Annotated in this window: 35 protein-coding genes; all 35 read left to right on the forward strand. The window is 44.5% G+C overall.

Annotated elements, in window-relative coordinates; translation table 11 throughout:
* The first annotated feature begins 11 nt into the window (after positions 1–11).
* The 35 genes from rpoC (at position 12) to KW060_RS03250 (ending at position 26,797) form a co-directional block, all read left to right on the forward strand.
* The gene (gene rpoC, locus KW060_RS03080) at positions 12–4,232 is read left to right on the forward strand and encodes a DNA-directed RNA polymerase subunit beta' (protein ID WP_249037147.1); all 4,221 of its coding nucleotides are present in this window, start codon (positions 12–14) and stop codon (positions 4,230–4,232) included.
* Between the two features lie 341 nt (positions 4,233–4,573).
* The gene (gene rpsL / locus KW060_RS03085; protein ID WP_249037148.1) at positions 4,574–4,945 is read left to right on the forward strand and encodes a 30S ribosomal protein S12; all 372 of its coding nucleotides are present in this window, start codon (positions 4,574–4,576) and stop codon (positions 4,943–4,945) included.
* Between the two features lie 26 nt (positions 4,946–4,971).
* Positions 4,972–5,442: a 30S ribosomal protein S7 gene (rpsG, locus tag KW060_RS03090; RefSeq protein ID WP_249037149.1), complete on the forward strand. Its 471-nt coding sequence runs from the start codon at positions 4,972–4,974 to the stop codon at positions 5,440–5,442.
* Between the two features lie 21 nt (positions 5,443–5,463).
* On the forward strand, positions 5,464–7,539 hold the full coding sequence (fusA, locus tag KW060_RS03095) for an elongation factor G (protein ID WP_249037150.1): 2,076 nt from the start codon (positions 5,464–5,466) through the stop codon (positions 7,537–7,539).
* An 85-nt stretch (positions 7,540–7,624) separates the two neighbouring features.
* Positions 7,625–8,815: an elongation factor Tu gene (tuf, locus tag KW060_RS03100; RefSeq protein ID WP_249037192.1), complete on the forward strand. Its 1,191-nt coding sequence runs from the start codon at positions 7,625–7,627 to the stop codon at positions 8,813–8,815.
* A gap of 44 nt (positions 8,816–8,859) precedes the next feature.
* The gene (rpsJ, locus tag KW060_RS03105) at positions 8,860–9,177 is read left to right on the forward strand and encodes a 30S ribosomal protein S10 (RefSeq protein ID WP_420833147.1); all 318 of its coding nucleotides are present in this window, start codon (positions 8,860–8,862) and stop codon (positions 9,175–9,177) included.
* Between the two features lie 5 nt (positions 9,178–9,182).
* Entirely contained in the window at positions 9,183–9,935 is a 753-nt protein-coding gene (rplC, locus tag KW060_RS03110; protein ID WP_274757315.1) for a 50S ribosomal protein L3, read from the forward strand.
* A 4-nt stretch (positions 9,936–9,939) separates the two neighbouring features.
* A complete protein-coding gene (gene rplD, locus KW060_RS03115; protein ID WP_249034912.1) occupies positions 9,940–10,560 on the forward strand; it encodes a 50S ribosomal protein L4 in 621 nt (206 codons plus the stop codon).
* Positions 10,557–10,850, forward strand: coding sequence for a 50S ribosomal protein L23 (locus KW060_RS03120; protein ID WP_249034913.1), 294 nt, complete (start codon positions 10,557–10,559; stop codon positions 10,848–10,850). Before rplD ends, KW060_RS03120 begins: the two co-directional genes overlap by 4 nt.
* 4 nt (positions 10,851–10,854) lie before the next feature.
* A complete protein-coding gene (rplB, locus tag KW060_RS03125; RefSeq protein ID WP_249034914.1) occupies positions 10,855–11,688 on the forward strand; it encodes a 50S ribosomal protein L2 in 834 nt (277 codons plus the stop codon).
* Positions 11,689–11,700: 12 nt separating this feature from the next.
* Positions 11,701–11,979 carry a 30S ribosomal protein S19 gene (rpsS, locus tag KW060_RS03130; RefSeq protein ID WP_249034915.1) on the forward strand — a complete coding sequence of 93 codons (279 nt, stop codon included), beginning with the start codon at positions 11,701–11,703 and terminating at the stop codon, positions 11,977–11,979.
* Positions 11,979–12,362, forward strand: a complete 384-nt coding sequence (rplV, locus tag KW060_RS03135) for a 50S ribosomal protein L22 (protein ID WP_274757316.1) — start codon at positions 11,979–11,981, stop codon at positions 12,360–12,362. Before rpsS ends, rplV begins: the two co-directional genes overlap by 1 nt.
* Positions 12,362–13,090 carry a 30S ribosomal protein S3 gene (rpsC, locus tag KW060_RS03140; protein ID WP_249034916.1) on the forward strand — a complete coding sequence of 243 codons (729 nt, stop codon included), beginning with the start codon at positions 12,362–12,364 and terminating at the stop codon, positions 13,088–13,090. The genes rplV and rpsC overlap by 1 nt, the downstream gene beginning before the upstream one ends.
* Positions 13,091–13,095: 5 nt before the next feature.
* The gene (gene rplP / locus KW060_RS03145) at positions 13,096–13,512 is read left to right on the forward strand and encodes a 50S ribosomal protein L16 (protein WP_249034917.1); all 417 of its coding nucleotides are present in this window, start codon (positions 13,096–13,098) and stop codon (positions 13,510–13,512) included.
* 11 nt (positions 13,513–13,523) lie between these two features.
* Positions 13,524–13,730 carry a 50S ribosomal protein L29 gene (gene rpmC / locus KW060_RS03150; RefSeq protein WP_249034918.1) on the forward strand — a complete coding sequence of 69 codons (207 nt, stop codon included), beginning with the start codon at positions 13,524–13,526 and terminating at the stop codon, positions 13,728–13,730.
* A 13-nt stretch (positions 13,731–13,743) separates the two neighbouring features.
* The gene (gene rpsQ, locus KW060_RS03155; protein WP_249034919.1) at positions 13,744–13,980 is read left to right on the forward strand and encodes a 30S ribosomal protein S17; all 237 of its coding nucleotides are present in this window, start codon (positions 13,744–13,746) and stop codon (positions 13,978–13,980) included.
* 43 nt (positions 13,981–14,023) lie between these two features.
* Positions 14,024–14,392 carry a 50S ribosomal protein L14 gene (rplN, locus tag KW060_RS03160; RefSeq protein ID WP_249034920.1) on the forward strand — a complete coding sequence of 123 codons (369 nt, stop codon included), beginning with the start codon at positions 14,024–14,026 and terminating at the stop codon, positions 14,390–14,392.
* A complete protein-coding gene (rplX, locus tag KW060_RS03165) occupies positions 14,392–14,712 on the forward strand; it encodes a 50S ribosomal protein L24 (protein ID WP_249034921.1) in 321 nt (106 codons plus the stop codon). Before rplN ends, rplX begins: the two co-directional genes overlap by 1 nt.
* The gene (gene rplE, locus KW060_RS03170) at positions 14,712–15,275 is read left to right on the forward strand and encodes a 50S ribosomal protein L5 (protein ID WP_249034922.1); all 564 of its coding nucleotides are present in this window, start codon (positions 14,712–14,714) and stop codon (positions 15,273–15,275) included. The genes rplX and rplE overlap by 1 nt, the downstream gene beginning before the upstream one ends.
* Entirely contained in the window at positions 15,275–15,580 is a 306-nt protein-coding gene (rpsN, locus tag KW060_RS03175; protein ID WP_249034923.1) for a 30S ribosomal protein S14, read from the forward strand. The genes rplE and rpsN overlap by 1 nt, the downstream gene beginning before the upstream one ends.
* Before the next feature lie 12 nt (positions 15,581–15,592).
* Positions 15,593–15,991 (forward strand): 30S ribosomal protein S8, encoded by a 399-nt coding sequence (gene rpsH, locus KW060_RS03180; protein WP_249034924.1) that lies wholly within the window; start codon positions 15,593–15,595, stop codon positions 15,989–15,991.
* 11 nt (positions 15,992–16,002) lie between these two features.
* Positions 16,003–16,536 carry a 50S ribosomal protein L6 gene (gene rplF / locus KW060_RS03185; protein ID WP_249034925.1) on the forward strand — a complete coding sequence of 178 codons (534 nt, stop codon included), beginning with the start codon at positions 16,003–16,005 and terminating at the stop codon, positions 16,534–16,536.
* 10 nt (positions 16,537–16,546) lie between these two features.
* Positions 16,547–16,906, forward strand: coding sequence for a 50S ribosomal protein L18 (rplR, locus tag KW060_RS03190; RefSeq protein WP_249034926.1), 360 nt, complete (start codon positions 16,547–16,549; stop codon positions 16,904–16,906).
* A gap of 10 nt (positions 16,907–16,916) precedes the next feature.
* On the forward strand, positions 16,917–17,468 hold the full coding sequence (rpsE, locus tag KW060_RS03195) for a 30S ribosomal protein S5 (protein ID WP_249034927.1): 552 nt from the start codon (positions 16,917–16,919) through the stop codon (positions 17,466–17,468).
* A gap of 6 nt (positions 17,469–17,474) precedes the next feature.
* Positions 17,475–17,660, forward strand: a complete 186-nt coding sequence (rpmD, locus tag KW060_RS03200; RefSeq protein WP_249034928.1) for a 50S ribosomal protein L30 — start codon at positions 17,475–17,477, stop codon at positions 17,658–17,660.
* A gap of 8 nt (positions 17,661–17,668) precedes the next feature.
* Entirely contained in the window at positions 17,669–18,148 is a 480-nt protein-coding gene (gene rplO, locus KW060_RS03205; RefSeq protein WP_249034929.1) for a 50S ribosomal protein L15, read from the forward strand.
* A 44-nt stretch (positions 18,149–18,192) separates the two neighbouring features.
* Positions 18,193–19,530 (forward strand): preprotein translocase subunit SecY, encoded by a 1,338-nt coding sequence (gene secY / locus KW060_RS03210; protein WP_249034930.1) that lies wholly within the window; start codon positions 18,193–18,195, stop codon positions 19,528–19,530.
* Entirely contained in the window at positions 19,527–20,180 is a 654-nt protein-coding gene (locus KW060_RS03215; protein ID WP_249034931.1) for an adenylate kinase, read from the forward strand. The genes secY and KW060_RS03215 overlap by 4 nt, the downstream gene beginning before the upstream one ends.
* 159 nt (positions 20,181–20,339) lie before the next feature.
* Positions 20,340–20,708: a 30S ribosomal protein S13 gene (rpsM, locus tag KW060_RS03220; protein WP_249034932.1), complete on the forward strand. Its 369-nt coding sequence runs from the start codon at positions 20,340–20,342 to the stop codon at positions 20,706–20,708.
* A 12-nt stretch (positions 20,709–20,720) separates the two neighbouring features.
* Positions 20,721–21,107 (forward strand): 30S ribosomal protein S11, encoded by a 387-nt coding sequence (gene rpsK / locus KW060_RS03225; RefSeq protein WP_249034933.1) that lies wholly within the window; start codon positions 20,721–20,723, stop codon positions 21,105–21,107.
* Between the two features lie 78 nt (positions 21,108–21,185).
* The gene (locus tag KW060_RS03230) at positions 21,186–22,208 is read left to right on the forward strand and encodes a DNA-directed RNA polymerase subunit alpha (protein ID WP_420833148.1); all 1,023 of its coding nucleotides are present in this window, start codon (positions 21,186–21,188) and stop codon (positions 22,206–22,208) included.
* A 51-nt stretch (positions 22,209–22,259) separates the two neighbouring features.
* Positions 22,260–22,688 carry a 50S ribosomal protein L17 gene (rplQ, locus tag KW060_RS03235; RefSeq protein WP_249034934.1) on the forward strand — a complete coding sequence of 143 codons (429 nt, stop codon included), beginning with the start codon at positions 22,260–22,262 and terminating at the stop codon, positions 22,686–22,688.
* Positions 22,689–22,839: 151 nt separating this feature from the next.
* On the forward strand, positions 22,840–23,907 hold the full coding sequence (gene fbaA, locus KW060_RS03240) for a class II fructose-bisphosphate aldolase (RefSeq protein ID WP_249034935.1): 1,068 nt from the start codon (positions 22,840–22,842) through the stop codon (positions 23,905–23,907).
* A gap of 127 nt (positions 23,908–24,034) precedes the next feature.
* The gene (locus tag KW060_RS03245; protein WP_249034936.1) at positions 24,035–25,492 is read left to right on the forward strand and encodes a Do family serine endopeptidase; all 1,458 of its coding nucleotides are present in this window, start codon (positions 24,035–24,037) and stop codon (positions 25,490–25,492) included.
* Positions 25,493–25,495: 3 nt separating this feature from the next.
* A complete protein-coding gene (locus tag KW060_RS03250) occupies positions 25,496–26,797 on the forward strand; it encodes a replication-associated recombination protein A (protein WP_249034937.1) in 1,302 nt (433 codons plus the stop codon).

Consider the following 26,797-nt stretch of genomic DNA (forward strand, 5'->3'; position numbering starts at 1 on the left):
GAGAATTGGCTATGGGCCAGGAAATCGTAAACTTCTTTAATGCAAACGCAAAACCAGAAACATTTGATAATATCAAAATTCTGATTGCAAGCACTGAGCAAATCCGTTCATGGTCTTTTGGTGAGATCAAAAAACCGGAAACAATTAACTATCGTACTTTCAAACCGGAAAGAGACGGGCTTTTCTGTGCGCGTATTTTTGGACCGACTAAAGACTACGAATGTCTTTGTGGTAAATATAAGCGCATGAAATACCGCGGCATCACATGTGAAAAATGTGGTGTTGAGGTTACATTAAGCAAAGTACGTCGTGACCGTATGGGCCATATCGAGCTTGCTGCTCCTGTGGCGCATATCTGGTTCCTAAAATCACTTCCAAGTCGTATTGGTCTTATGCTTGATATGACATTGAAGGATCTTGAGCGTGTGCTTTATTTCGAACAGCACATCGTAACAGAACCAGGTCTTACGAACCTTAAGATGAAACAGCTTCTGACTGAAGACGAATATATTCGTGCACAGGAAGAATACGGCGAAGATAGTTTCTCAGCAGGGATTGGTGCGGAAGCGATTAAAGTCCTTCTAGAAAATATCGATCTTGAGCAGGAAAAAGAAGACCTTCTTCGTGAGCTAGCAGAAACAAAATCTGAACTTAAGCCGAAGAAGATTGTTAAGCGTCTGAAAATTATCGAAGGTTTCATTGAATCTGAAAACCGTCCAGAGTGGATGATTCTTGAAGTTCTTCCGGTAATTCCACCAGAGCTTCGTCCACTTGTTCCGCTTGATGGTGGTCGTTTCGCAACATCTGATCTTAACGATCTTTACCGTCGTGTGATCAACCGTAACAACCGTCTAAAGCGTCTGATGGAACTTCGTGCACCGGACATTATCGTTCGTAACGAAAAACGCATGCTGCAAGAATCTGTTGATGCGCTATTTGATAACGGTCGTCGTGGTCGTGTGATTACAGGTGCGAACAAGCGTCCTCTTAAATCACTTTCAGATATGCTAAAAGGTAAGCAAGGTCGTTTCCGTCAAAACCTTCTTGGTAAGCGTGTTGACTATTCTGGCCGTTCTGTAATTGTGGTTGGTCCTGATCTACTGCTTCATCAGTGTGGTCTGCCGAAGAAAATGGCGCTAGAGCTATTCAAACCTTTCATTTATGCACGCCTTGATAAGCTTGGTATCGCAACAACAATTAAACAGGCAAAAAAGCTTGTTGAAAAAGAACGTCGCGAAGTATGGGACGTACTTGATGTTGTTATTCGTGAACATCCGGTTTTCTTAAACCGCGCCCCTACACTTCATAGACTAGGCATCCAAGCGTTTGAGCCGGTACTAATCGAAGGTAAGGCAATTCAGCTTCACCCACTTGTGTGTGCGGCCTTTAACGCTGACTTTGATGGTGACCAAATGGCGGTTCACGTACCGCTTAGCCTTGAAGCACAGCTTGAAGCACGTGTTCTGATGATGTCAACAAACAACATCCTTAGCCCGTCAAACGGTAAGCCGATTATTGTTCCGTCACAGGATATTATTCTTGGTCTTTATTATATGACGACTGCGAAGCAAGGCGAGCCTGGTGAAGGCATGGTCTTTGGTGATCTGGATGAAGTTGATCTGGCACTTAATGCGAAAGCTATTACGCTACATTCATCAATCAAATGTCGTATTGACAGTGTTGATGATGAAGGCAACCCGATCAAGAAAGTTGTTGAAACAACACCTGGTCGTGCGATGCTCGCGAAAAACTTGCCGCATCACCCACAGATTTCATTTGAGGAACTGATTAATCGCCGTATTGGTAAACGTGAAATTTCCGAAGTGATTGATGTTGTTTATCGTCATGCGGGTCAGAAGCGTACAGTACTATTTGCGGACGGTGTTATGCGTCTTGGTTTCCGTGAAGCGTGTAAAGCGGGTATTTCTTTCGGTAAGGATGACATGATCATTCCTGATACGAAGGCACCGATTATTGATGAGACAACAAATTCCGTTAAAGAATTTGAAGAGCAATATCAGCAAGGTCTTATCACGCAAGGTGAGAAATACAACAAAGTTGTTGACGCATGGTCACAATGTACTGACCGTGTTGCCGACGAAATGATGGCTGAAATTTCCAAAGAAGAAGTTGACGAAAATGGTCGTTCACTTCCAACAAACTCCATCTTTATGATGGCGGATTCCGGTGCTCGTGGTTCTGCTGCGCAGATGAAACAGCTTGCTGGTATGCGTGGTTTGATGGCGAAACCTTCTGGTGAAATTATTGAAACACCGATTATTTCAAACTTTAAAGAAGGCCTAAGCGTTCTTGAATACTTTAACTCTACCCACGGTGCCCGTAAGGGTCTTGCGGATACCGCGCTTAAAACTGCGAACTCTGGTTATCTGACACGTCGTCTTGTGGATGTATCACAGGATTGTGTTGTAACCGAAGAAGATTGCGGTACAGAAATGGGTATTGAAATTGCAGAAGTTTCTGATGGCGGTGACGTGATCGTTAACCTAAGTGACCGTATTGTTGGTCGCTGTCTGGCAGTTGATGTGAATGATCCTGTTTCAGGTGATGTAATTTATGAAGCTGGTACTTACCTTGATGAAGTAAAAGCGGAAGAAATTGAAAAAGCTGCTGTTTCAACGGTGAAAGTTCGTTCAGCACTAACATGTGAAACCAAAAACGGTTGCTGTGTGAAATGTTACGGTCGTGACCTTGCACGCGGTACAGTCGTGAATATGGGTGAAGCAGTTGGTGTTATCGCGGCGCAATCAATTGGTGAGCCGGGTACACAGCTTACAATGCGTACGTTCCATATTGGTGGTACGGCGTCATCTGTGTCACAGCAGTCAGCGATTGAAGCATCACATGACGGTATTGTTAAAATTAACAACAAGAAAGTTGTTAAGGATAGTAAAGGCCGCATGGTTGTTCTTTCTCGTAACATGGAAATCGTTCTTGTTGATGAAGAAGGCCGTGAGCGCGTAACGTATAAAGTACAGTTCGGTTCACATCTTCTTAAAGACGAAGGTGAAAAGGTCGAGCATGGCGAAAAGCTTTGTGAATGGGACCCATACACACTTCCGATCATCACAGAATCCGGTGGTACAGTTAAATTCGTGGACCTTGCTGACGGTGTTGCTGTTAGTGAAAATGTTGACGAAGCAACTGGTATCTCAAGCCGTGTTGTTGTTGACTGGCGTTCGCATCCAAAAGGTGCTGATCTTCGTCCGCGTATTACACTTCGTGATGACAAAGACAAGGTTGTTGCACTGGCTAATGGTACAGAAGCAAGATATTTTATGTCAGTAGGTGCTATTCTTTCTGTGAATGATGGTGACGAGGTGCATGCGGGTGATGTGATCGCGCGTATCCCACGTGAAGCGTCAAAAACGAAAGATATTACCGGTGGTCTGCCACGCGTTGCTGAACTATTCGAAGCACGTCGTCCGAAAGATCACGCGATTATCGCTGAAGTTGACGGTTATGTTGAATTTGGTCGTGACTATAAAAATAAGCGCCGCATCAGTATCAATCCACGCAACGATACAGATGATGTTGTTGAATATCTGATCCCTAAAGGTAAGCATATCTCCGTTCAGGAAGGTGACTTCATCCGCCGTGGTGAGTATCTGATCGACGGTAACCCTGCGCCGCATGATATTCTGAAATCACTGGGTATTGAGGCACTAGCCGAATATCTTGTGAACGAAGTTCAGGATGTTTATCGCCTGCAGGGTGTGGGTATCAACGATAAGCACATCGAAGTGATCGTTCGTCAAATGCTTAAGAAAGTTGAAATCACCAAGTCCGGTGAAACAACATTCCTAATCGGTGAACAAGTTGACCGTGAAGAGTTCGACGAAATAAATGAAAAAGCAATCGCAGAAGGTCGCGAACCTGCAAAAGGTGAAGCAATCCTTCTTGGTATTACCAAAGCGTCGCTACAAACACGTTCATTTATTTCTGCGGCATCCTTCCAGGAAACAACACGCGTTCTAACCGAAGCAGCGGTGTCTGGTAAATCAGATAAACTGATCGGTCTTAAAGAAAACGTGATTGTTGGTCGCTTGATCCCAGCTGGTACTGGTTCAATGATGAAATCTTACCGTCGTCTTGCACAAGAGCGTGACGCGCAGACAGAAATTGAACAACAAGCCTCTGCGGAAGCACAGAATGTTGATCCGATTGCAGAATCGCTAGGTGAAACTGCTGATTCCAATGAATCGGAAGCATAAGAATAGCTGATTACGTAAATTTCGGCTTTAAATAGTCGAAATAACCAAATAAATTAAAGGCCGGAGCATCTAAAACACTAGATTCTTCGGCCTTTTTCATAAAAATAACTTACCAATCAAATTTTCCTTGACTGTAAGGGACTGTGAATGTAGGTTGCGCTCACTTCTTAGAGGTGCTGGTGGTAGTTCAGGTTCGATCTAAACGCAGCACTCTGAAGAAACAGGAAATTAAAACTTAAGTAATTAAGGTGGCCGGGGTGACGTAAGTCGCTCTTTTTTCTATTTTTGGAAACAGGCTGTCTTTTTTGCTATGGAAATGAAAAAACGATTAAGGAATCAAAATGCCGACGATCAACCAGTTGGTACGTAAACCGCGCAAGAAGCCAGTTGCCTCTAATAAGGTGCCTGCACTTAAAGGCTGCCCGCAAAAGCGTGGTGTTTGTACCCGTGTATATACAACGACACCTAAGAAACCTAACTCAGCTCTTCGTAAAGTGGCCCGTGTGCGCCTGACGAACGGCTTTGAAGTAACAAGCTACATTCCGGGTGAGGGTCATAACCTTCAGGAGCATAGTGTTGTGCTTATCCGTGGTGGTCGTGTGAAAGACTTGCCGGGTGTTCGCTATCACGTTCTTCGTGGTGTGTTGGATACACAAGGAATCGCTGATCGTCGTCAAGGTCGATCTAAATATGGTGCTAAACGTCCTAAGTAAGGACCACAGCTTTAAGGATTTAAGATATGTCGCGTCGTCACGCAGCTGAAAAAAGAAAAGTGCTTCCAGAACCAAAATTCGGTGATGTTGTGCTTGCTAAATTCATCAACAATCTAATGATTGATGGTAAGAAATCTGTCGCTGAGCGCATTGTTTATGGTGCTCTGGACATTATTAAAGAAAAAACAGGTCAGGATCCTGTGGAGCAATTCCATAATGCGCTTGAAAATGTACGTCCTGCTGTTGAGGTTCGTTCCCGCCGTGTTGGTGGTGCTACGTATCAGGTTCCTGTAGAGGTTCGCGCGGGCCGCGCACAGGCACTTGCTATTCGTTGGCTCATCGGTGTTTCACGTGGTCGTAACGAAAACACAATGACAGAACGTCTTGCAGGTGAATTCCTTGATGCTGTTAATAATCGTGGTGGTGCGGTTAAGAAGCGCGAAGACACTCATAAAATGGCGGAAGCTAACAAAGCATTCTCGCATTATCGTTGGTAGAACTGGTAAAGGTTTAATAAGATGGCACGTACTACTCCACTTCAAGATTACCGCAATATCGGGATTATGGCCCATATTGATGCTGGTAAAACAACAACAACAGAACGTATTCTTTTCTATACAGGTATGAGCCATAAGATTGGTGAAGTGCACGACGGTGCTGCCACTATGGACTGGATGGAGCAAGAGCAAGAGCGCGGTATTACAATTACGTCTGCTGCGACAACATGTTTCTGGAAAGAAAAACGCATTAACATTATTGATACACCTGGTCACGTGGATTTCACGATTGAGGTAGAGCGTTCGCTACGAGTACTTGACGGTGCTGTGGCGGTTTTTGATTCTGTTGCTGGTGTTGAGCCGCAATCTGAAACAGTATGGCGCCAAGCTGACAAGTATGACGTTCCTCGTATGTGTTTCGTTAACAAGATGGACCGTATGGGTGCGAACTTCTATCGTTGTGTTGATATGATCAAAGAGCGTTTGGGTTCAAACGCTCTTGTGATTCAAATGCCAATCGGTGCTGAAGCAGAATATAAAGGTCACGTAGACGTTGTGAAAAACGTTGGTATCATCTGGGAAGATGAAGGTATGGGCGCGAACTATACTGAAATCGATGTTCCTGCTGATATGGTTGATCAGGTTGCTGAATACCGTGAAAACCTTCTTGATATGGTTGTTGAGCAAGACGAAGACGTAATGGAAGCTTACCTAGAAGGTAACGAACCTGACGTTGATACAATCAAGCGTCTTATCCGTAAGGGTACAATCGCTGGTGATTTCGTTCCTGTTCTAACTGGTACAGCATTTAAGAACAAAGGTGTTCAAACACTTCTTGATGCGGTTGTTGACTTTATGCCGTCACCGCTTGACATTGAAGATGTTCAAGGTGTTGAGGTTGGTGGTGATACTCCTATGTCACGTGCTGCTTCTGATGATGAGCCTTTCTCAGCGCTTGCGTTTAAAGTGATGAACGACCCGTTCGTTGGTTCCCTAACATTCGCTCGTGTTTACTCTGGTGTTGTTGAGGCAGGTACAACTGTGATCAACTCAGTTAAGGGTAGAAAAGAGAAGATCGGTCGTATGCTTCAAATGCACTCAAACGATCGTGAAGATATTAAAGAAGCACGCGCAGGTGACATTATTGCTCTTTGTGGTCTTAAAGAGACGACGACTGGTGACACGCTATGTGCCAATAATGATCAGATCATTCTAGAGCGTATGGAATTCCCTGATCCTGTTATCTCTGTTGCGGTTGAGCCAAAAACAAAAGCTGACCAAGAGAAAATGGGTATCGCTCTTAACCGTCTTTCACAGGAAGATCCGTCTTTCCGCGTGAAATCAGACGAAGAAAGTGGTCAAACAATTATTTCAGGTATGGGTGAACTTCACCTTGATATTCTTGTTGATCGTATGAAGCGTGAATTTAAAGTTGAAGCGAACGTTGGTGCGCCACAAGTGGCATACCGTGAAAGTATCGCTCGCGCTGTTGAAGTTGACTACACACATAAGAAGCAATCTGGTGGTTCTGGTCAATTCGGTCGCGTTAAAATGACTGTTACACCTGGTGAGCGTGGAACTGGTATCCAGTTTATCGACGAAATTAAGGGTGGTAACATTCCTAAAGAATATATCCCTGGTGTTGAAAAAGGTATCAACGATATCGCTGAGAGTGGTGCGCTGATTGGTTTCCCAATCATTGACTTCTCAGTAACGCTTGTCGATGGTGCTTACCATGATGTGGATAGTAGTGTTCTTGCGTTTGAGATCGCAGGTCGTGGCGCTATGCGTGAGGCTGCTTCTCAAGCGGGTATCAAGCTTCTTGAGCCAATGATGGCTGTTGAGGTTGTGACACCAGAAGAGCACATGGGTGACGTAATTGGTGATATTTCATCACGTCGTGGACAGGTTTCAGGTTCTGAAACACGTGGTCCAAATACAGTTGTAAGTGCAATGGTGCCGCTAGCCAACATGTTTGGTTACGTTAACCAGCTGCGCTCATTTACAAAGGGTCGTGCTACATACTCAATGCAGTTCGATCACTATGCAGAAGTACCTCAGGCAGTAGCCGAAGAGGTAAAAGAGAAGTTTGCTTAAGCTTTAAGTAAATTAATTATTAACTAGCTCTTCCTGTGAGGAAAATACAGGGCGCTTGAATATAAGTGAATTAAGGTAGAGAAAAATGGCTAAAGAAAAATTTGAACGCAATAAGCCGCATTGTAACGTAGGTACAATCGGCCACGTTGACCACGGTAAGACAACTCTTACTGCGGCGATTACAAAAGTACTATCAGAAGTTGGTGACAGTGAAGCAGTTGACTTTGCAAACATCGATAAGGCTCCTGAAGAGCGTGAGCGTGGTATTACAATTTCCACAGCACACGTTGAGTACGAAACAGACAACCGTCACTATGCACACGTAGACTGCCCAGGACACGCTGACTATGTTAAGAACATGATCACTGGTGCTGCTCAGATGGACGGTGCTATCCTTGTTGTTAACGCAGCGGACGGACCAATGCCACAAACACGTGAGCATATCCTGCTTGCACGTCAGGTTGGTGTTCCGGCGCTTGTTGTTTACCTAAACAAAGTTGACCAAGTTGATGACGAAGAACTTCTAGAGCTTGTTGAAATGGAAATCCGTGAGCTACTAAGCGAGTATGAATTCCCTGGTGATGATATTCCAATCGTTGCGGGTTCTGCACTTGCTGCTATGGAAAGCCGTGACGACAACATTGGTAAAGAATCAATTCTTAAGCTGATGGAAGCTGTTGATGAGTATATCCCACAGCCAGAGCGTGCTATTGATGGCGCATTCCTAATGCCAATCGAAGACGTATTCTCAATTTCTGGTCGTGGTACAGTTGTTACTGGTCGTGTTGAGCGCGGTATCGTAACAGTTGGTGACGAAGTTGAAATCGTTGGTATTAAAGAAACACAAAAAACTACGGTTACTGGTGTTGAAATGTTCCGTAAGCTTCTTGATACAGGTGAAGCTGGTGATAACATTGGTGCGCTTATCCGTGGTGTTGGTCGTGAAGAAGTTGAGCGTGGTCAGGTTCTTGCACACGTTGGTACAATCACACCTCACACAAAATTCAAAGGCGAAGCTTACATCCTTACTAAGGATGAAGGTGGTCGTCACACACCATTCTTCACAAACTACCGTCCACAGTTCTACTTCCGTACAACTGACGTGACTGGTGTTGTTACACTTGAAGACGGTGTTGAAATGGTAATGCCTGGCGATAACGTTTCTGTAAACGTTGAGCTAATCAACCCGATTGCGATGGACGAAGGTCTACGCTTTGCGATCCGTGAAGGCGGTCGTACAGTGGGCGCCGGCGTTGTTGCCAAAATTATTGAATAATTAGTCATTTAGGAGCGCAGACCGTAAGGTCTGCGTAATTTTTTATGTTGGAATCACAAAACATTCGCATTCGCCTTAAGGCATTTGATCATCGCATCCTTGATCAAGCTGCTGGTGAAATTGCAAATACAGCAAAGAGAACAGGCGCTAGCGTTCGCGGCCCTATCCCTATGCCTACGCGAATCGAGAAGTTCACGGTCCTTAAAGGCCCGCACGTGAACAAGAAATCTCGTGAACAATTCGAAACACGTACTCACAAGCGTCTTCTTGACATTGTTGAGCCAACACCACAAACAGTAGACGCTCTTATGAAGCTTGATCTTGCTGCTGGTGTTGAAGTTGAAATCAAACTGCAGGGGTAATGGATATGCGTTCAGGACTTATTGCAAAGAAGGTTGGTATGACACGTGTTTTTGCTGAAGGCGGCAAACACGTTCCTGTAACAGTTCTTCATGTTGATGGTGCACAAGTTGTTGCACATAAAACATCTGAAAAAGACGGTTACAATGCCCTTCAACTAGGTGCCGGTGCTGCAAAAGTAAAGCGTACTTCGCAACCAATGCGTGGTCACTTTGCGAAAGCACAGGTAGAGCCTAAATCAAAACTTGCTGAATTCCGTGTAGCGGATGATGCTTTTATCGATGTTGGTGCTGAGCTTTCAGCAGAACATTTTGTTGCTGGTCAAAAAGTTGACGTTACTGCAACATCGAAAGGTAAAGGTTTCGCAGGTGCGATGAAACGCTGGAACTTCGGCGGTCTTCGCGCTACTCACGGTGTTTCTATCTCTCACAGATCTCATGGTTCGACAGGTCAATGTCAGGATCCTGGTAAGGTTTTCAAAGGTAAGAAAATGGCTGGTCACTATGGTGATGCCCGTATTACTGAACAAAACCTAGAGATCGTCTCAACTGATGCGGACGAAGGTCTAATCCTTGTAAAAGGTGCAGTACCAGGCGCGAAAAACGGTTGGGTTCTAGTTAATGATGCAGTTAAAAAAGCACGTCACGCTGACGCACCATATCCTGGTGCAGTAAAAGCGGCACCTGCTCCTGAAGCTGATGCAGCTCCGGCTGAAGAAGCTCCAGCAGAAGAAACTGCAGCGACAGAGAATGAGGAATAGATTGATGAAAGCACAAGTCGTAACACTTGACGCCAAAAAGGCTGGCGACATCGATCTTGATGACGGTGTATTCGGTCTTCCAGAGCGTGGTGATATCTTGCAACGTGTTGTCGTATGGCAGCTTGCAAAACGTCGCGCTGGCACACATAAAGTTCAATCACGCGGTGAAGTAACAGGTACAACAAAGCGTATCGGTCGCCAAAAAGGTGGCGGTACTGCGCGTCATGGTTCTGGTAAAGTTAGCCAGTTCCGTGGTGGTGCTCGTGCCTTTGGTCCGGTTGTTCGCTCTCATGCGACAAGCCTACCTAAGAAAATCCGTACACTTGGACTAAAGACAGCTCTTTCAACAAAAGCAGCGGGTGGTAACCTGATCGTTGTTGATAATGCTGATCTTAAAGCAGGTAAAACAAAAGATCTTCTTGCTAAATTAGACAAGCTTGGTCTTAAAAATGCACTTTTCGTTGATGGTGCAGAAGTAAATGAAAACTTTAAGCTGGCTGTAAGCAACATTCCAAATGTTGACGTACTTCCAACTCAAGGTGCGAATGTTTATGACATTCTGCGTCGTGAGAAACTAGTACTGACTAAAGCCGCTGTTGAAGGTTTGATGGAGAGATTAAAATGACCGATATCAAACACTATGACATCATTAAAAACCCGGTGATTACTGAAAAGTCTACTATGCTTTCAGAAAATAACGTGGTTACTTTTAATGTACCTATGACAGCTACGAAACCTGAAATCAAAGCCGCTGTTGAAGCGATTTTCAGTGTTGAAGTTGAAAAGGTAAACACACTTCGTCAAGACGGTAAAGTGAAACGCTTTAGAGGCCACCTTGGTCGCCGTAATGACACTAAAAAAGCAATGGTTAAGCTCGCTGAGGGCCACTCCATTGACGTAACAACAGGGGTGTAGAAAGATGGCTTTAAAAACTTATAATCCAACTACACCTAGCTTGCGTTCACTTGTAACGGTTGACCGTAGTGAACTTTGGAAAGGTAAGCCGGTTAAGGCTCTGACCGAAGGTAAGCACAGCAAAGGTGGACGTAATAACACTGGCCGTATCACAGCGCGTCGTCGTGGTGGTGGTCATAAACGTGCGTATCGTATTATCGACTTTAAACGTCGTAAATGGGATATGGAAGCAACAATCCTTCGTTTGGAATATGATCCAAACCGTTCTGCTTTTATCGCGCTTATTGAATACACAGATGGTGAAAAGGCATATATCCTTGCTCCACAACGTGTTTCAGAAGGCGACAAAGTAATCGCAGGCGAAAAGGTTGACGTTAAGCCTGGTAACGCAATGCCACTTTACAGTGTTCCTGTTGGTTCGATTGTTCACAACGTTGAAATGAAACCTGGTAAGGGCGGTCAGATCGCTCGTGCTGCTGGTGGATATGTACAGGTTACCGGTCGTGACCGTGGCTATGTGCTTCTTCGCTTGGCATCAGGTGAGCAACGTTACGTTCGTTCAGATTGTATGGCAACAATTGGTGCCGTATCAAACCCTGATAACCAAAACCAAAAACTTGCTAAAGCTGGTCGTAGCCGTTGGCTCGGTAAACGTCCATCCGTTCGTGGTGTTGCTATGAACCCGGTAGACCATCCACATGGTGGTGGTGAGGGCCGTACTTCAGGTGGTCGTCATCCGGTGACACCTTGGGGTAAGCCTACCAAAGGTAAGCGCACACGTAGCAATAAGTCGACTGATCGTTATATCTTACGATCACGTCATGAACGCAAGAAGTAGGAGCAATAAAAGATGTCACGTTCTGTATGGAAAGGTCCTTTTGTTGACGGCCACTTACTAAAGAAATCGATAGTATTGGCTGAATCAGGCAAGTCAGAGCCGATTAAAACATGGTCGCGTCGTTCTACGATCCTACCACAATTCGTCGGTCAGACTTTCAATGTACACAATGGTCACAAATTCATCCCTGTTTATGTAACAGACGAGATGGTTGGCCATAAACTTGGTGAATTCGCGCCGACACGTACTTATTACGGTCACGGTGCCGATAAAAAAGCGAGGAAGAGATAGTGGGTAAGAAATCAGCACCACGTCGCTTGGCCGACAACGAAGCAAAAGCGGAATTACGCATGGTTCGTATCAGCCCCCAAAAACTTAATTTGGTGGCAGGTCTAATTCGCGGCTTGAAAGTAGAAAAGGCTCTAGCCAATCTTACTTTCTCCAAAAAACGCATTTCAACAGATGTTAAGAAACTTCTGGAGAGTGCAATTGCAAACGCAGAAAATAACCACGGTCTTGATGTTGACAACCTTGTTGTTGCAGAAGCAAGCGTTGGTAAAGCTATGGTCATGAAACGTTTCCGTGCTCGTGCACGTGGCCGCGGCGCAAAAATTCTAAAACCATTTAGCAATATGCGCATTGTGGTTCGTGAAGTTGAAGAGGGAGACGAATAATGGGTCAAAAAGTTAATCCAATCGGGTTCCGTCTAGGAATCAACCGCACATGGGATAGCCGTTGGTACGCTGAAGGCGATAGCTATGGCACAATGCTTCACGAAGATCTTAAGATCCGTGATGAACTTATGAAGACACTTAAAGCTGCTGCTGTAAGCCGCATCGTGATTGAGCGTCCTTCTAAGAAAATGCGTGTAACTATTTACTCAGCACGTCCTGGTGTGATCATCGGTAAAAAAGGTGCAGACATCGAAAAACTACGTCAGAAAGTTGCCAACATGGCTCCTTCTGCTGGTGATGTTAGCCTTAATATCGTTGAGATCAGAAAGCCTGAAATCGATGCACAGCTTGTTGCGGATAACGTAGCACAGCAACTTGAGCGTCGTGTTGCTTTCCGTCGTGCGATGAAACGCGTAATGCAAAACGCTCTGCGTCTTGGCGCAGGTGGTATTCGTATTAACTCAGCCGGTCGTCTTGGCGGCGCTGAAATCGCGCGTACTGAATGGTACCGTGAAGGCCGCGTTCCACTACACACACTTCGTTCAGACATCGATTATGCAGAAAGTAAAGCACACACAGCTTACGGCGTGATCGGTATTAAAGTTTGGATCTATAAGGGTGAGATCATGGAACACGATCCAATGGCTCGTGATAATCGCATCAATGAACAACAGAAATCTTCTGGTGGCGGCCAAGGTCGCGGTTCCAGAAACCGTAATGCAGGATAAGGAATATGTTACAACCAAAAAGAACAAAATTCCGCCGCGCGCATAAAGGCCGCATCAAGGGTGCTGCTAAAGGCGGTACAACACTGACTTTTGGGTCATGTGGTCTTAAGGCGCTTGAGCCGGAAAGAATCACAGCGCGTCAGATCGAAGCTGCGCGTCGTGCAATGACTCGTCATATTAAACGTCAAGGTAAAATCTGGATCCGTGTATTCCCAGACGTGCCTGTATCCAAGAAACCTGCAGAGGTTCGTATGGGTAAAGGTAAAGGTTCTGTTGAATATTGGGCAGCCAAAGTTAAGCCTGGCCGTATTATGTTTGAAATGGATGGGGTTCCGCTTGATATTGCTCGTGAAGCATTTGAGCGCGCCGCAGCTAAACTACCAATTGCGACACGTTTTGTAACGCGTCTCGGTGATAATTAGGAGAGTTCGTGATGAGCAAAGCATCTGAACTTCAAAATAAGTCTATTGAAGAGCTACAAGGTGAACTTGCGGATCTGAAAAAAGAGCAGTTCGGTCTGCGTTTTCAGCAAGCAACAAACCAGCTTGAAAATACGGCTCGTGTGCGTCAGGTTCGCAGGTCAATTGCCCGCATCCAGACAGTTATGAATGCAAAGAACGCTGAAGCAGCGGCCAAATAAGGGATAAACTGATATGCCTAAACGTATTTTACAAGGTGCAGTTGTAAGTGATGCAAATGACAAGACAGTAACAGTTCTTGTTGAGCGTCGTTTTATGCACCCGATGGTGAAAAAAGTGGTTCGTCGCTCGAAGAAATATCGTGCACATGACGAAAACAATCAATATAAGGTTGGCGATGTTGTTCGCATCGAAGAATGCCGTCCAATCTCAAAGAATAAATCATGGAAAGTTATCGAAGACTCTAAGTAATAAAAGAGTCTGAGATATTAATTTAAGTAAGTAGGAAAAACTTATGATTCAAATGCAAACCAACCTTGACGTCGCCGACAACTCTGGTGCGCGCCGTGTGCAATGCATCAAGGTACTTGGCGGTTCAAAAAGAATGACCGCCGGCGTTGGTGACATTATAGTCGTAAGCGTTAAGGAAGCAATTCCACGCGGACGTGTCAAAAAGGGAGAGGTGCATCGTGCCGTTATCGTACGCACTAAAAAAGATGTTCAACGTGTAGACGGAACAACAATCCGTTTCGATTCCAATGCAGCTGTTTTGATCAACAAACAAAACGAGCCAATTGGTACACGTATCTTTGGTCCAGTGGTACGCGAGCTACGTGCAGCTAACCATATGAAAATTATTTCGCTGGCTCCGGAGGTGCTCTAATGGCTAACGTAAAATGTAAAATCCGTAAAGGCGATGAAGTCATCGTTCTTACCGGCAAGGACAAAGGCAAATCTGGTGAAGTCACCAAAGTACTGCCTTCTGAAGGTCGCGCGATTGTACAAGGCATCAATATGGTGAAACGTCACCAACGTCAAACACAGACGCAAGAAGCCGGTATCATCAATAAAGAAGCTTCAATTCATATTTCTAACTTGGCTCTTAAAGATCCTAAATCAGGAAAAGCCACAAAAGTTGGTTATAAAATTGAAAAAGACGGTACAAAAACACGTATCGCTAAAGCATCAGGAGAGGCCATCTAATGTCTTATGTTCCTCGTCTAAAAACTGTTTATGAAAAAGAAGTACGCGATAGCCTACAAAAAGAATTTTCATATTCAAATGTAATGGAAATCCCAAAGCTTGAGAAAATCGTTCTTAACATGGGTGTTGGACAAGCAGTGAATGACACAAAGAAAGTGAAAAAGGCTCTAGCCGAAATGACACTTATCGCTGGTCAGGCACCTGTAACTACACGTGCTAAAAAATCCATCGCTGGATTTAAAGTTCGTGAAAATATGCCACTTGGTTGTAAAGTAACTCTGCGCGGCGCAAGAATGTATGAATTTCTTGACCGTCTGATTCAGATTGCTCTTCCACGTGTACGTGACTTCCGTGGCGTTAACGACAAAAGCTTTGATGGCCGTGGTAACTATGCTCTTGGTCTTAAAGAACAATTGGTGTTCACAGAAATCAACTATGATGACGTAGATGATATTCGTGGTATGGACATCATTATTTGTACAACAGCGAAAACTGATAAAGAAGCTCATGCTCTGCTTACTGGCTTCCAAATGCCTTTCGCGTCAAAAGCGGGAGATAAATAATGGCTAAAGTAAGTGCAGTTAATAAAAACCTAAAGCGTGAACGTCTTGTTGCAAAATATGCAGCGAAACGTGAAGCACTTAAAGCAGCAGCAAAAGATCCGAACCTTTCATTTGATGAACAGTTCGAAGCTCGTTTAAAGCTTGCTGCATTACCTCGCAATGGTGCGAAAGTTCGTCTTCGTAACCGTTGTCAGGTTAATGGTCGCCCACGCGGTTATCACCGTAAATTTAAAATGTCTCGTGTATCACTACGTCATTTAGCCTCACACGGCTATCTTCCTGGCGTTGTGAAGTCGAGCTGGTAGGAGGACTGATTAATGTCTATGAGTGATCCTCTAGCAGATATGATTACACGTATCCGTAACGGACAACGTGCTAACAAAAAAGCTGTTTCTTCACCTGCATCAAAGATGCGTCAGCGCGTGCTAGACGTACTTGAGCGTGAAGGTTACATTCGTGGTTATGTCAGAAACGAAGAAAATGCTGGCAAGCCTGAATTAAGTATTGAACTGAAATATCATGAAAGTGATCCAGTGATCCGCGAAATTAAACGCGTATCTAAGCCTGGTCGTCGTGTTTACTCATCTGTTGGCGATCTGCCACGTGTGCGTAACGGTCTTGGTATCTCTATTGTATCAACCCCTAAAGGTGTACTTTCCGACGCTGAAGCTCGCGCTGAAAACGTTGGTGGCGAAGTCATCTGTACAGTATTCTAAGGAGAATAAATATGTCTCGTATTGGTAAAAAAGCTGTACAAATTCCAAGCGGTGTTGAAGCAAACCTGAACGATAACGTTCTGACTATTAAAGGTCCTAAAGGTACGCTTGACATGACTTTCGTAAGTGAAGTTGAAGCTAAATTGGAAGATGGCGCAGTGTCAGTAAATCCTCGTGGAAACGGCAAACGTGCTCGTTCAATGTGGGGTATGCAGCGTACAATGGTAAGCAATCTGGTTGAAGGTGTTACTGAAGGTTTCAGTAAAAAACTTGAACTAAACGGTGTTGGTTACCGTGCACAAATGCAAGGTAAAAACGTAAACCTTCAACTTGGTTTCTCTCACGACATTCTTTATGAAGTGATGGACGGTGTTGAAGTTAAATGTCCAAGCCAAACAGAGATCGTGATCTCTGGCATTGACAAACAAAAAGTTGGCCAAGTTGCGGCAGAAATTCGTGAATATCGTAAGCCAGAGCCTTACAAAGGCAAAGGTGTTAAATACGAAGACGAATATATCTTCCGTAAAGAAGGCAAGAAGAAATAGGTGGATCGTTATGCTTAAAGGTAAAAAATTATTTGAACGTCGCCGCAATCGCGTGCGTACAAGCCTTCGCAAAGTAGCGAACGGTCGCCCACGTCTTTCAATTCATCGTACGAACCAGCATATGTATGCTCAAATCATCGATGATGCGAATGGTGTGACTGTTGCTGCTGCTTCAACACTTGATGAAGCTCTAAAAAAGCTGAAAGTAGGAAGCAACTCAGAGGCTGCTGCAGCCGTAGGTAAATTAATAGCGGACCGTGCGAAAAGTGCCGGTGTTGAACAAGTTGTTTTTGATCGTGGCGGTTTCCTATACCATGGTCGTGTTAAAGCACTTGCAGACGCTGCACGTGAAGCTGGTTTGAATTTCTAAGGAATAGATTATGGCAAGAGCAGAAAGAGAACCTCGTCAGGAAAGTGAACTAACTGAAAAGCTCGTTCACATTAACCGTGTTGCTAAAGTGGTAAAAGGTGGCCGTCGTTTTGGTTTCGCAGCACTTGTTGTTGTGGGTGACCAAAAAGGTCGCGTTGGTTTCGGTAAGGGTAAAGCCCGTGAAGTTCCGGAAGCAATCCAAAAAGCAACTGAAGCAGCGAAGAAGAATATGATTCGTGTTCCTCTACGTGAAGGTCGTACACTTCATCATGATATTGAAGGCCGTCACGGAGCAGGTAAAGTGGTTATTCGTTCAGCACAACCTGGTACAGGTATTATTGCTGGTGGTCCGATGCGTGCAGTGTTTGAAGCACTTGGCGTACAGGACGTTGTAACAAAATCACTTGGTACATCGAACCCATACAACATGATCCGCGGTACATTTGATGCACTATCCAAACAGGTGTCACCTCGTATGGTTGCGTCACGTCGTGGTAAAAAAGTAAGCGATATTGTTGCCCGTCGTGGTGACCGTAAAGCTGCCGCTGAAGCTACGGAGTAAGTTTAGATGGCGAAGAAAACTTTAAAAGTGACACAGGTCGGTAGCCCGATCCGTCGTCAAGCAGATCAAAGAGCGACACTTATCGGTCTTGGTCTTAATAAAATGCACCGTACTCGCGAGCTGGAAGATACACCAGCCGTGCGTGGAATGATCCGTAAGGTTCGCCACATGGTCAAAGTTGAAGGCGAATAGGTGATATTATGAAACTTAATGAAATTGCAAATAAGCCAGGCTCAACAAAACCAAGAAAACGCATTGGTCGTGGTATTGGTTCAGGCACAGGTAAAACTGGTGGTCGCGGTGTAAAAGGTCAAAAGTCACGTTCTGGTGTAGCCATTAAAGGCTTCGAAGGTGGACAAATGCCAATTCATATGCGTCTTCCTAAGCGCGGCTTTAACAACATTAACAGCAAAACATTTGTTCCTGTTAATCTTGGTCGCCTACAAGAAGCAATCGATGCCAAGAAACTTGACGCGAAGAAAACAATCACAGTTGCTGAACTTAAAGCTGCTGGCGTTGTAACACGTGTTAAAGATGGCGTTCGTCTTCTTGCTAAGGGCGAGCTAAAAGCCAAAGTAAATATCGAGGTGAACGGTGCTTCTAAAGCAGCGATTGCAGCAGTGGAAAAAGCCGGTGGTTCAGTAACTGTTCCAGCAGCGGTTGAAACTGAAGCAAAGTAACCTTAAATAAAGTAACTGGTATTTGAGCATAGGATAACGAAAAGATGGCATCAGCAGCGGAACAGTTAGCAGGCAACCTTAGTTTCAGTTCTTTTTCAAAAGCAACTGAACTAAAACAACGTATATGGTTTGCCTTACTTGCACTTATGGTATATCGCTTGGCGACATATCTTCCGCTGCCTGGCATCGACCCTGTTGCGCTTGAACAAATGTTCACGCAAAATCAGGGCGGTATCCTTGGAATGCTAGATCTGTTTAACGGTGGCGCTATCCAGCGGATGAGCGTCATCGCACTTGGCATTATGCCATATATCTCTGCGTCTATTATCATGCAGTTAGCCCAATCTATGAGCCCTAAGCTTAAAGAATTAAAGAAAATGGGTGAGGCAGGACGACGCACACTAAACCAATATACGCGTTACGGTACAGTGCTTCTTTGTATTGTTCAGTCATATGCGATTGCTACTGGTCTTGAGAGTGGTATCGCGATTGAACCTGGCATGTTCTTCCGTATGACAACTGTTATTACCCTTGTTGGCGGTACAATGTTCCTTGTATGGCTTGGTGAACAAATTACAGCACGTGGTATTGGTAATGGTATCTCACTAATTATTTTCGCGGGTATTGTTGCACAGCTTCCATCAGCGATCGTAAGTACACTTGATATGAGTGCCAAGGGCACATTAGGTGGGCCGCTTGTGATCGTAGCACTTCTTGTGATGGTTGTTGCTGTAATCGCAGGTATCGTGTTCGTAGAGCGTGCACAACGCCGTCTACTTATTCAATATCCGAAAAGACAACAAGCTAACGGCATGACACAAGGTGAGCAATCACATATGCCGCTTAAGCTAAATACTGCTGGTGTTATTCCACCGATCTTTGCGTCATCACTTCTTATGATGCCAATGTCGCTTGCTGGTTTCGCATCTGCTGATAGCCCTGATTGGGTGACAACAGCGACTGCGCTGCTTGGCCCTGGTCAGCCGCTATATATGCTGTTTTATGTTGTTGGTATCGTTTTCTTCTGTTTCTTCTATACAGCGCTTGTATTCAACCCTGAAGAAACAGCAGACAATCTGAAAAAATATGGTGGTTTTATTCCGGGTATTCGTCCGGGTAAAAACACAGCAAAATATCTTGATTATGTATTAACCCGTTTGACTGTTGTTGGTGCGATTTATCTTTGTATCATTTGTTTGCTGCCGGAAATTTTAAGAGCGCAATATGCAATTCCTTTCTACTTCGGTGGTACATCACTTCTTATCGTTGTGAACGTGACAATGGATACTGTTGGCCAAATCCACAGTCATCTTATGGCACACCAATATGAAGGCCTGATGAAAAAATCAAAACTTCGTGGTGGAAAGAGGCGTCGCAGATGATCATTATTTTACTTGGACCACCAGGTGCCGGCAAAGGCACACAGGCACAAAGAATTGAAAGCTCTCAAGGTCTAGTTCAGCTATCCACAGGAGATATGCTTAGAGCAGCAGTGGCCGCAGAGACAGAAGTTGGTAAAAAAGCCAAAGATTTCATGGAAGCAGGGAAACTTGTAACAGATGAAATCGTTGTAGGAATTATCGCGGACCGTATCGAGGAAGAAGATTGCAAGAATGGTTTCTTGCTTGATGGTTTCCCACGGACCGTAGCACAGGCGGAAGCCTTGGATAATATGCTTGATCAGAAAAATCTAAAGCTCGATGCTGTCATCGAGATGCAGGTTGATGATGGAGCACTCGTGGACCGTATTACAGGTCGTTACACATGTAGCGAATGTAACCAAGGTTATCACGATAAAAACCTTAAGCCGAAAGTTGATGGCGTCTGCGACAACTGTGGCTCTACGAATTTCAAACGCCGGGCGGATGATAATAAGGAAACTGTTACATCTCGCTTGGAAAGCTACCATGCTCAAACAGCACCACTATTACCATATTATGGTGATAAGGGTGTCTTGAAATCGGTAGACGGGATGGCTGACATCGATGATGTTACCGCCCAAATTAATGATGTATTGGGTAACTTGTCATAGAACCTTGTATCTATGGATTAAAGTTTTTTTCAAAAAGCTTTTTTTCAAAGGTTGACTAAGTGAACTTAATACCTATAATCGCGCAACTTCACGTTATGTTATTTAACATGGCGGGATTTGCTGAACTTGTTTGAATTTTTTAGATCGGGAGAAACGATCGTGGCGCGTATTTCTGGCGTTAATATACCCACTGCCAAAAGAGTGGAAATCGCATTAACCTACATCCATGGGATCGGGTTAACATCTGCGAAAGAAATTTGTAAGAAAAACGGCATTTCGCCTGAGCGTCGTGTAAACGACCTTAGCGATGCTGAAGTAATCAAGATTCGTGAAACAATCGACGAAGAATACCTTGTAGAAGGTGACCGTCGTCGTGAAGTTGCCATGAACCTTAAACGTTTACTTGACCTTGGTACATACCGTGGCCTACGTCACCGTAAGAGATTACCTGTTCGTGGTCAACGCACTAGCACCAATGCCCGTACCCGTAAAGGTAAGCGCATTGCGATTGCCGGTAAGAAGAAATAAGGATACTGGACAATGGCTACTGATAAACGTGTAAAACGTAGAGAACGTAAAAACATTACCAATGGTGTTGCACATGTAAATAGTACATTCAACAACACTATCATTACTATTGCTGACGTACAGGGTAACACTATTTCCTGGTCAACAGCTGGTGCAATGGGCTTCAAGGGTTCACGTAAGTCAACTCCTTATGCTGCTCAGATCGCATCTGAAGATGCTGGTAAGAAAGCAATGGAACATGGCATTAAAACTCTTGAAGTTGAAGTTAAGGGACCAGGTTCTGGTCGCGAATCAGCTTTACGTGCATTAATGGCACTTGGTATTACTATTACATCGATTCGTGACGTGACACCTATTCCACATAATGGATGTCGTGCGCCGAAGCGTCGTAGAGTGTAAATTGTAGCGTCTCTCTATCAATTATGGTTAGAGAGCGTTATTTATTCGGGCCTGATAGATATAGATAAGGATTTAACTGTGATCCAAAATAACTGGCAAGAGCTAATTAAACCGACCACCCTTGAGATTACTCAAAAAGGTGAAGGACGTAAAAAAGCAAAGATCGTAGCAGAACCACTAGAGCGTGGCTTTGGTATGACACTTGGTAACGCGCTTCGTCGTGTGCTTTTATCGTCTTTACAAGGTGCGGCTGTAACTTCCGTACATATCGACAATGTACTTCATGAATTTTCATCAATCGCTGGCGTGCGTGAAGATGTGACAGATATTATTCTGAACATCAAAAAGCTTGCTGTAAGCGTTGAAGAAGAATTTGAAGGTTCACGTCGCTTGACATTACAGGCAACTGGTCCTGGTGAAGTTACTGCGGCTGATATCGAAGAAGTTAACGGCGTTACTATTCATAACCCTGAACTGGTTATTTGTCATCTTGACGATGGTGCTGATCTTCGTATGGAACTGACAGTAAGCACTGGTAAAGGTTACGTTGCGGCTGTTAACAACCGCGCTGATGATGCACCGATTGGTCTTATTCCGGTTGATAGTATCTTCTCACCAGTAACACGTGTCAGCTATAAAGTTGATAACACACGTGAAGGTCAGATCCTTGACTATGATAAACTGACTATGGATATCGAAACCAATGGTACAGTGACACCGGAAGATGCGATTGCATTTGCTGCTCGTATTCTTCAGGATCAGCTTCAAACATTCATCAACTTTGATGAGCCAGAAGATACTTCAGCAGATAAAGAATCTGACGAGCCTGAATTTAACCGTAATCTTCTTCGTCGCGTTGACGAACTTGAACTATCTGTTCGTTCGGCCAACTGCCTTAAGAATGATAACATCGTTTACATTGGTGATCTTGTACGCAAGACAGAAGCAGAAATGCTTCGTACACCAAACTTCGGTCGTAAGTCACTGAATGAAATTAAAGAAGTTCTTTCCTCAATGGGTCTTCGTCTTGGAATGGAAAATCCAGGATGGCCACCAGAGAATATTGAAGAACTTGTGAAGAAACTGGAACAAGAATTTTAATTTAATGGGACCGGGTCCTGAAAAAGGATACCCCCTCAAGGAGTAAAGGATATGCGCCATCGTAAAGCTGGGCGTAAGCTTAACAAAACAAGTTCACATCGCAAAGCGATGTTTGCGAACATGGCTTCAGCGCTTCTAAAGCATGAGCAAATTATTACAACACTGCCGAAGGCAAAAGAACTTCGCCCGATTGTTGAACGTCTAATCACGCTTGGTAAGCGTGGTTCACTTCACGCACGTCGTCAAGCGATCTCTAAACTGCCTGCGTCAGACAAAGCAATCGTTCAAAAACTTTTTGACGAGCTAGCAGAACGTTATAAAGAGCGTAACGGTGGTTACACTCGTGTTCTTAAAGCTGGTTTCCGTCACGGTGATGCTGCACCAGTAGCAGTGATCGAACTGGTTGACCGTAACGAAGACGCTAAAGGTCAGGACAGTGGTCCGGTTTTTGACGATATCGAAGACGAAGCAGTAGCTTAAGTCTACGGTTGTAGATAAGAATTTAAGAAGCGGTCCTTTGGGGCCGCTTTTTTTATGGGAAAATGATTTTTCTTTACCGCTTACTGTTGCGGCAAAGGTCATATAATCATATAAAGAAGAAAATAATTTTCATTCAAAAAGGATTTATCAAATGGCACTAAAACCTGGCGTCGTAAGCGGCGCAGAATATGCTGAACTTGTTAACGCATGTAAGGAAGGTGGCTATGCGCTTGCAGCCGTAAACTGTGTTGGAACTGATTCAGTAAACGCAGTGATGGAAGCAGCAGCAAAAAACAACAGTGACGTCATTATCCAGTTCTCAAATGGGGGCGCACAATTTTACGCTGGTGCCGGTATGGAAGACAGCTTCCAAGCAAAGGTACTTGGTGCCGTATCAGCTGCGCAGCACGTGCATTTGCTTGCGGAACATTATGGTATCTGTGCTGTACTTCACACTGACCATGCAAACATGAAGCTTGTGCCATGGGTGGAAGAACTGATTAAACATTCAGAAGCGCATCACGCGGCAACTGGACGCCCGCTATATTCATCACATATGCTTGATCTTTCTGAAGAAGATATTGATGTGAACCTGAATGAATGTGCACGTGTTCTCGAACGCATGGCAAAAATCGACATGAGCCTTGAAATCGAACTGGGTATCACTGGTGGAGAAGAGGACGGTGTTGGCCATGATATTGATGAAAGCGCTGATAATTCACATCTATACACACAGCCGGAAGACGTTCTTAAAGCATATGATCTGCTGACACCGATCGGGCATTTCTCTGTTGCGGCGTCATTTGGTAACGTTCACGGTGTTTATAAACCGGGTAATGTGCAACTTCGTCCTGAAATCCTTAAACACAGTCAGGATCTGGTTGAACAAACACATAACACGGGTGCGAAACCGCTTAACCTTGTGTTTCATGGTGGTTCAGGTTCAGAAAAAGATAAGATTGAAGCCGCTATTTCATATGGTGTTTTCAAAATGAACATTGATACTGATACACAGTTTGCTTTCTCTGAAGGTGTTGGCAGATATGTGAATGAACATCCGGTTGCCTTTAAACATCAGATTTGTCCTGATGAAGGAACACCGCAGAAGAAATTCTATGACCCACGTAAATGGCTTCGTGAAGGTGAGAAATCATTTGTTGCTCGTCTTGATGAAGCATTCGAAGATCTGGGTTCAGTTGGACGCTCACTTGCAAAATAATTTCAAGTGATTAGATTAAAAAGGCGGCTCAAATCAGGGCTGCCTTTTTTTATTTTCTTGCAGGTTTCACAATTTCGCCACGTAAAAAGAATATTGGTAATAAAAGAAATAAATGGATGGATCGAATATGAAATATATTATCAAAATTGGTTTAGGTCTTTTCTCGCTTATCGCGATAACGCTTTTCATGATGAATGGCACGATGCAGTCATCATCAAATGCACAAGTTTCCAATAAACGTGTGCCGACATCGGATACGGAAGTGAAGTTATCATATGCACCCGTTGTGCGTGAAGCCGCACCAGCGGTTGTGAATATTTATACTAAACGAGTGGTTAGAACCCGTACATCACCATTTTTAAATGATCCATTTTTTAGCCGTTTCTTCGGTGGATCATCCGCCCCGCGTGAACGTATTGAAAGATCACTTGGTTCCGGTGTGATCGTCCGCGAAGAAGGCGTTGTAATTACCAATCACCATGTGATCGATGGCGCTGATGAAATTACCGTGGCACTATCCGATCGCCGCGAATTTGAAGCCGAAGTCATTTTGATGGATGAAAGTACTGACCTTGCGGTTCTGCGCATTGAACCATCGGGTGAGCCGCTAACCATTTTAGAATTTAGTAATAGCGATGATGTTGAAGTCGGTGACCTTGTGCTTGCGATCGGTAACCCGTTCGGTGTTGGGCAATCAGTGACCAGTGGAATTGTTTCAGCACTTGCAAGAACACAAGTGGGTGATGATGCCTATCAATTTTTCATTCAAACTGATGCAGCGGTTAATCCAGGAAACAGTGGCGGTGCGCTTGTGGGGATGGATGGTAAGCTTGTAGGTATCAATACGTCCATTTATTCGCGTTCTGGTGGCTCAAACGGGATTGGCTTTGCTATTCCGGTTAAAATGGTCGATTTTGTGCTCAATGCCGCTTTAAATGATGGTGAGATCATCCGCCCGTGGTTTGGTGCGACAGGGCAGGCGGTTTCATCGGAAATTGCCGAAAGTTTAGGGTTTGATCGCCCGGGCGGCGTTCTTGTGGATAATGTATATCCGGATAGCCCGGCTGATCGTGGTGGGTTAGAACCGGGTGATGTGATTTTATCAATCGACGGCGAAGAAATTTTTGACACGCAAGGTTTAAGATATTTTATTGGTCTTGGCCGTATTGGCGGCGAAACTGTTCTTGAGGTTCTAAAAGGGGACGACAGTCGTACTCTGACTATTGAACTGGAAGCCGCGCCGGAAGACCCGCCAAGAAATATCACGACCCTCGATGGGGATCATATCTTTGAAAATGTTGAGGTAGGCAACCTATCACCGGCATTTTCATCGGAACTTGGTATTAATCTTTTTGAAAAAGGCGTGATCATTCTGGATATCCCGAGATCAAGCCCAGTACGCCGTTTAAATGTACTGCGTCCAGGTGATATTTTCGACCGAATTGATAATGAAGACATTGATACGGTTGAGGGACTAGAAGATGCTCTTGATGATGCAGAATCAGACATTTCATTCGCTGTGCGCCGTAATGGCAGACTGATAGAATGTCAGGCCCGAGGCCGTAACAGTTATAGCTGCAGGTAATCAATGACGGATTTATTTGAAAGCGCAGGGTTAGAGCAGGGGGCGCCACGCCCATTAGCGGATCGACTGCGCCCGAAATCTATATCCGAAGTGGTTGGTCAGGGGCATTTGATCAATCCCGAAGGGACCCTTGGCCGCATGCTGGATGCGGGTCATTTATCATCACTTATACTTTGGGGGCCGCCGGGAACCGGTAAAACCACGACAGCAAGATTACTTGCGGAACATGTGGATTTATATTTCGAACAAATATCAGCCGTCTTTTCCGGTGTTGCCGATTTAAGAAAATGTTTTGAAGCCGCAAAAGAACGCCGCAGAACAGGAAAAGGTACACTTCTTTTCGTTGATGAAATTCACCGATTTAACAGATCACAACAGGATGGATTTTTGCCATATGTTGAGGACGGTACAATTGTCCTTGTCGGGGCGACAACGGAAAATCCGTCCTTTGAATTAAATGCCGCGCTTTTATCGCGAATGCAGGTGTTGACGCTTAACCGTCTTGATCAGGATGCGATGGAAGAATTGCTCGGACGGGCGGAAGCGTTAGAGGATAAGAAGTTACCGCTAACCAGTGATGCCCGTGTCATGTTGTATAATATGGCGGATGGTGATGGTAGGTATCTATTAAACCTCGCGGAAATATTGCTGGGTCTAAATTTCGATAAAGATTTAGATGGCAATGAATTGCTTAACGTTCTGCAAAAACGTGCGCCTGTTTATGACAAAGACCGCGAAGGACATTATAACCTTATTTCGGCATTACATAAATCGCTTAGGGGTTCTGATACGGATGCCGCGCTTTATTGGTCGGCGCGAATGCTTGCGGGTGGTGAAGATCCGCTTTATATCCTGCGCAGGCTGGTAAGATTTGCTGTAGAGGATATCGGCCTTGCTGATCCGCAGGCGATTGTTCAGGCGAATGCCGCAAAGCAGCTTTATGAATTTCTTGGTTCACCCGAAGGGGATTTGGCCATTGCACAGCTTGTGATTTATTTGGGGACTGCACCAAAATCAAATGCCTCTTATATGGCCCATAAAAAATCATTAAAACGGGCCAAGGAAACAGGTTCCTTAATGCCGCCGATGCATATTTTAAATGCCCCAACCAAAATGATGAAAGAAATGGGGTATGGTAAGGGCTATCAATATGACCATGATGCGGAAGATGGTTTTTCAGGGCAGAATTATTTTCCAGAAGAAATAAACCGTGAACAATTTTATAAACCGGTAAACCGTGGTTTCGAACGCGAAGTTTCAAAACGCCTTGAATATTGGGCGAAGATGCGAGAAGAAAAGAATTAA

The organism is Pseudemcibacter aquimaris (assembly GCF_028869115.1).
GTDB lineage: Bacteria > Pseudomonadota > Alphaproteobacteria > Sphingomonadales > Emcibacteraceae > Pseudemcibacter > Pseudemcibacter aquimaris.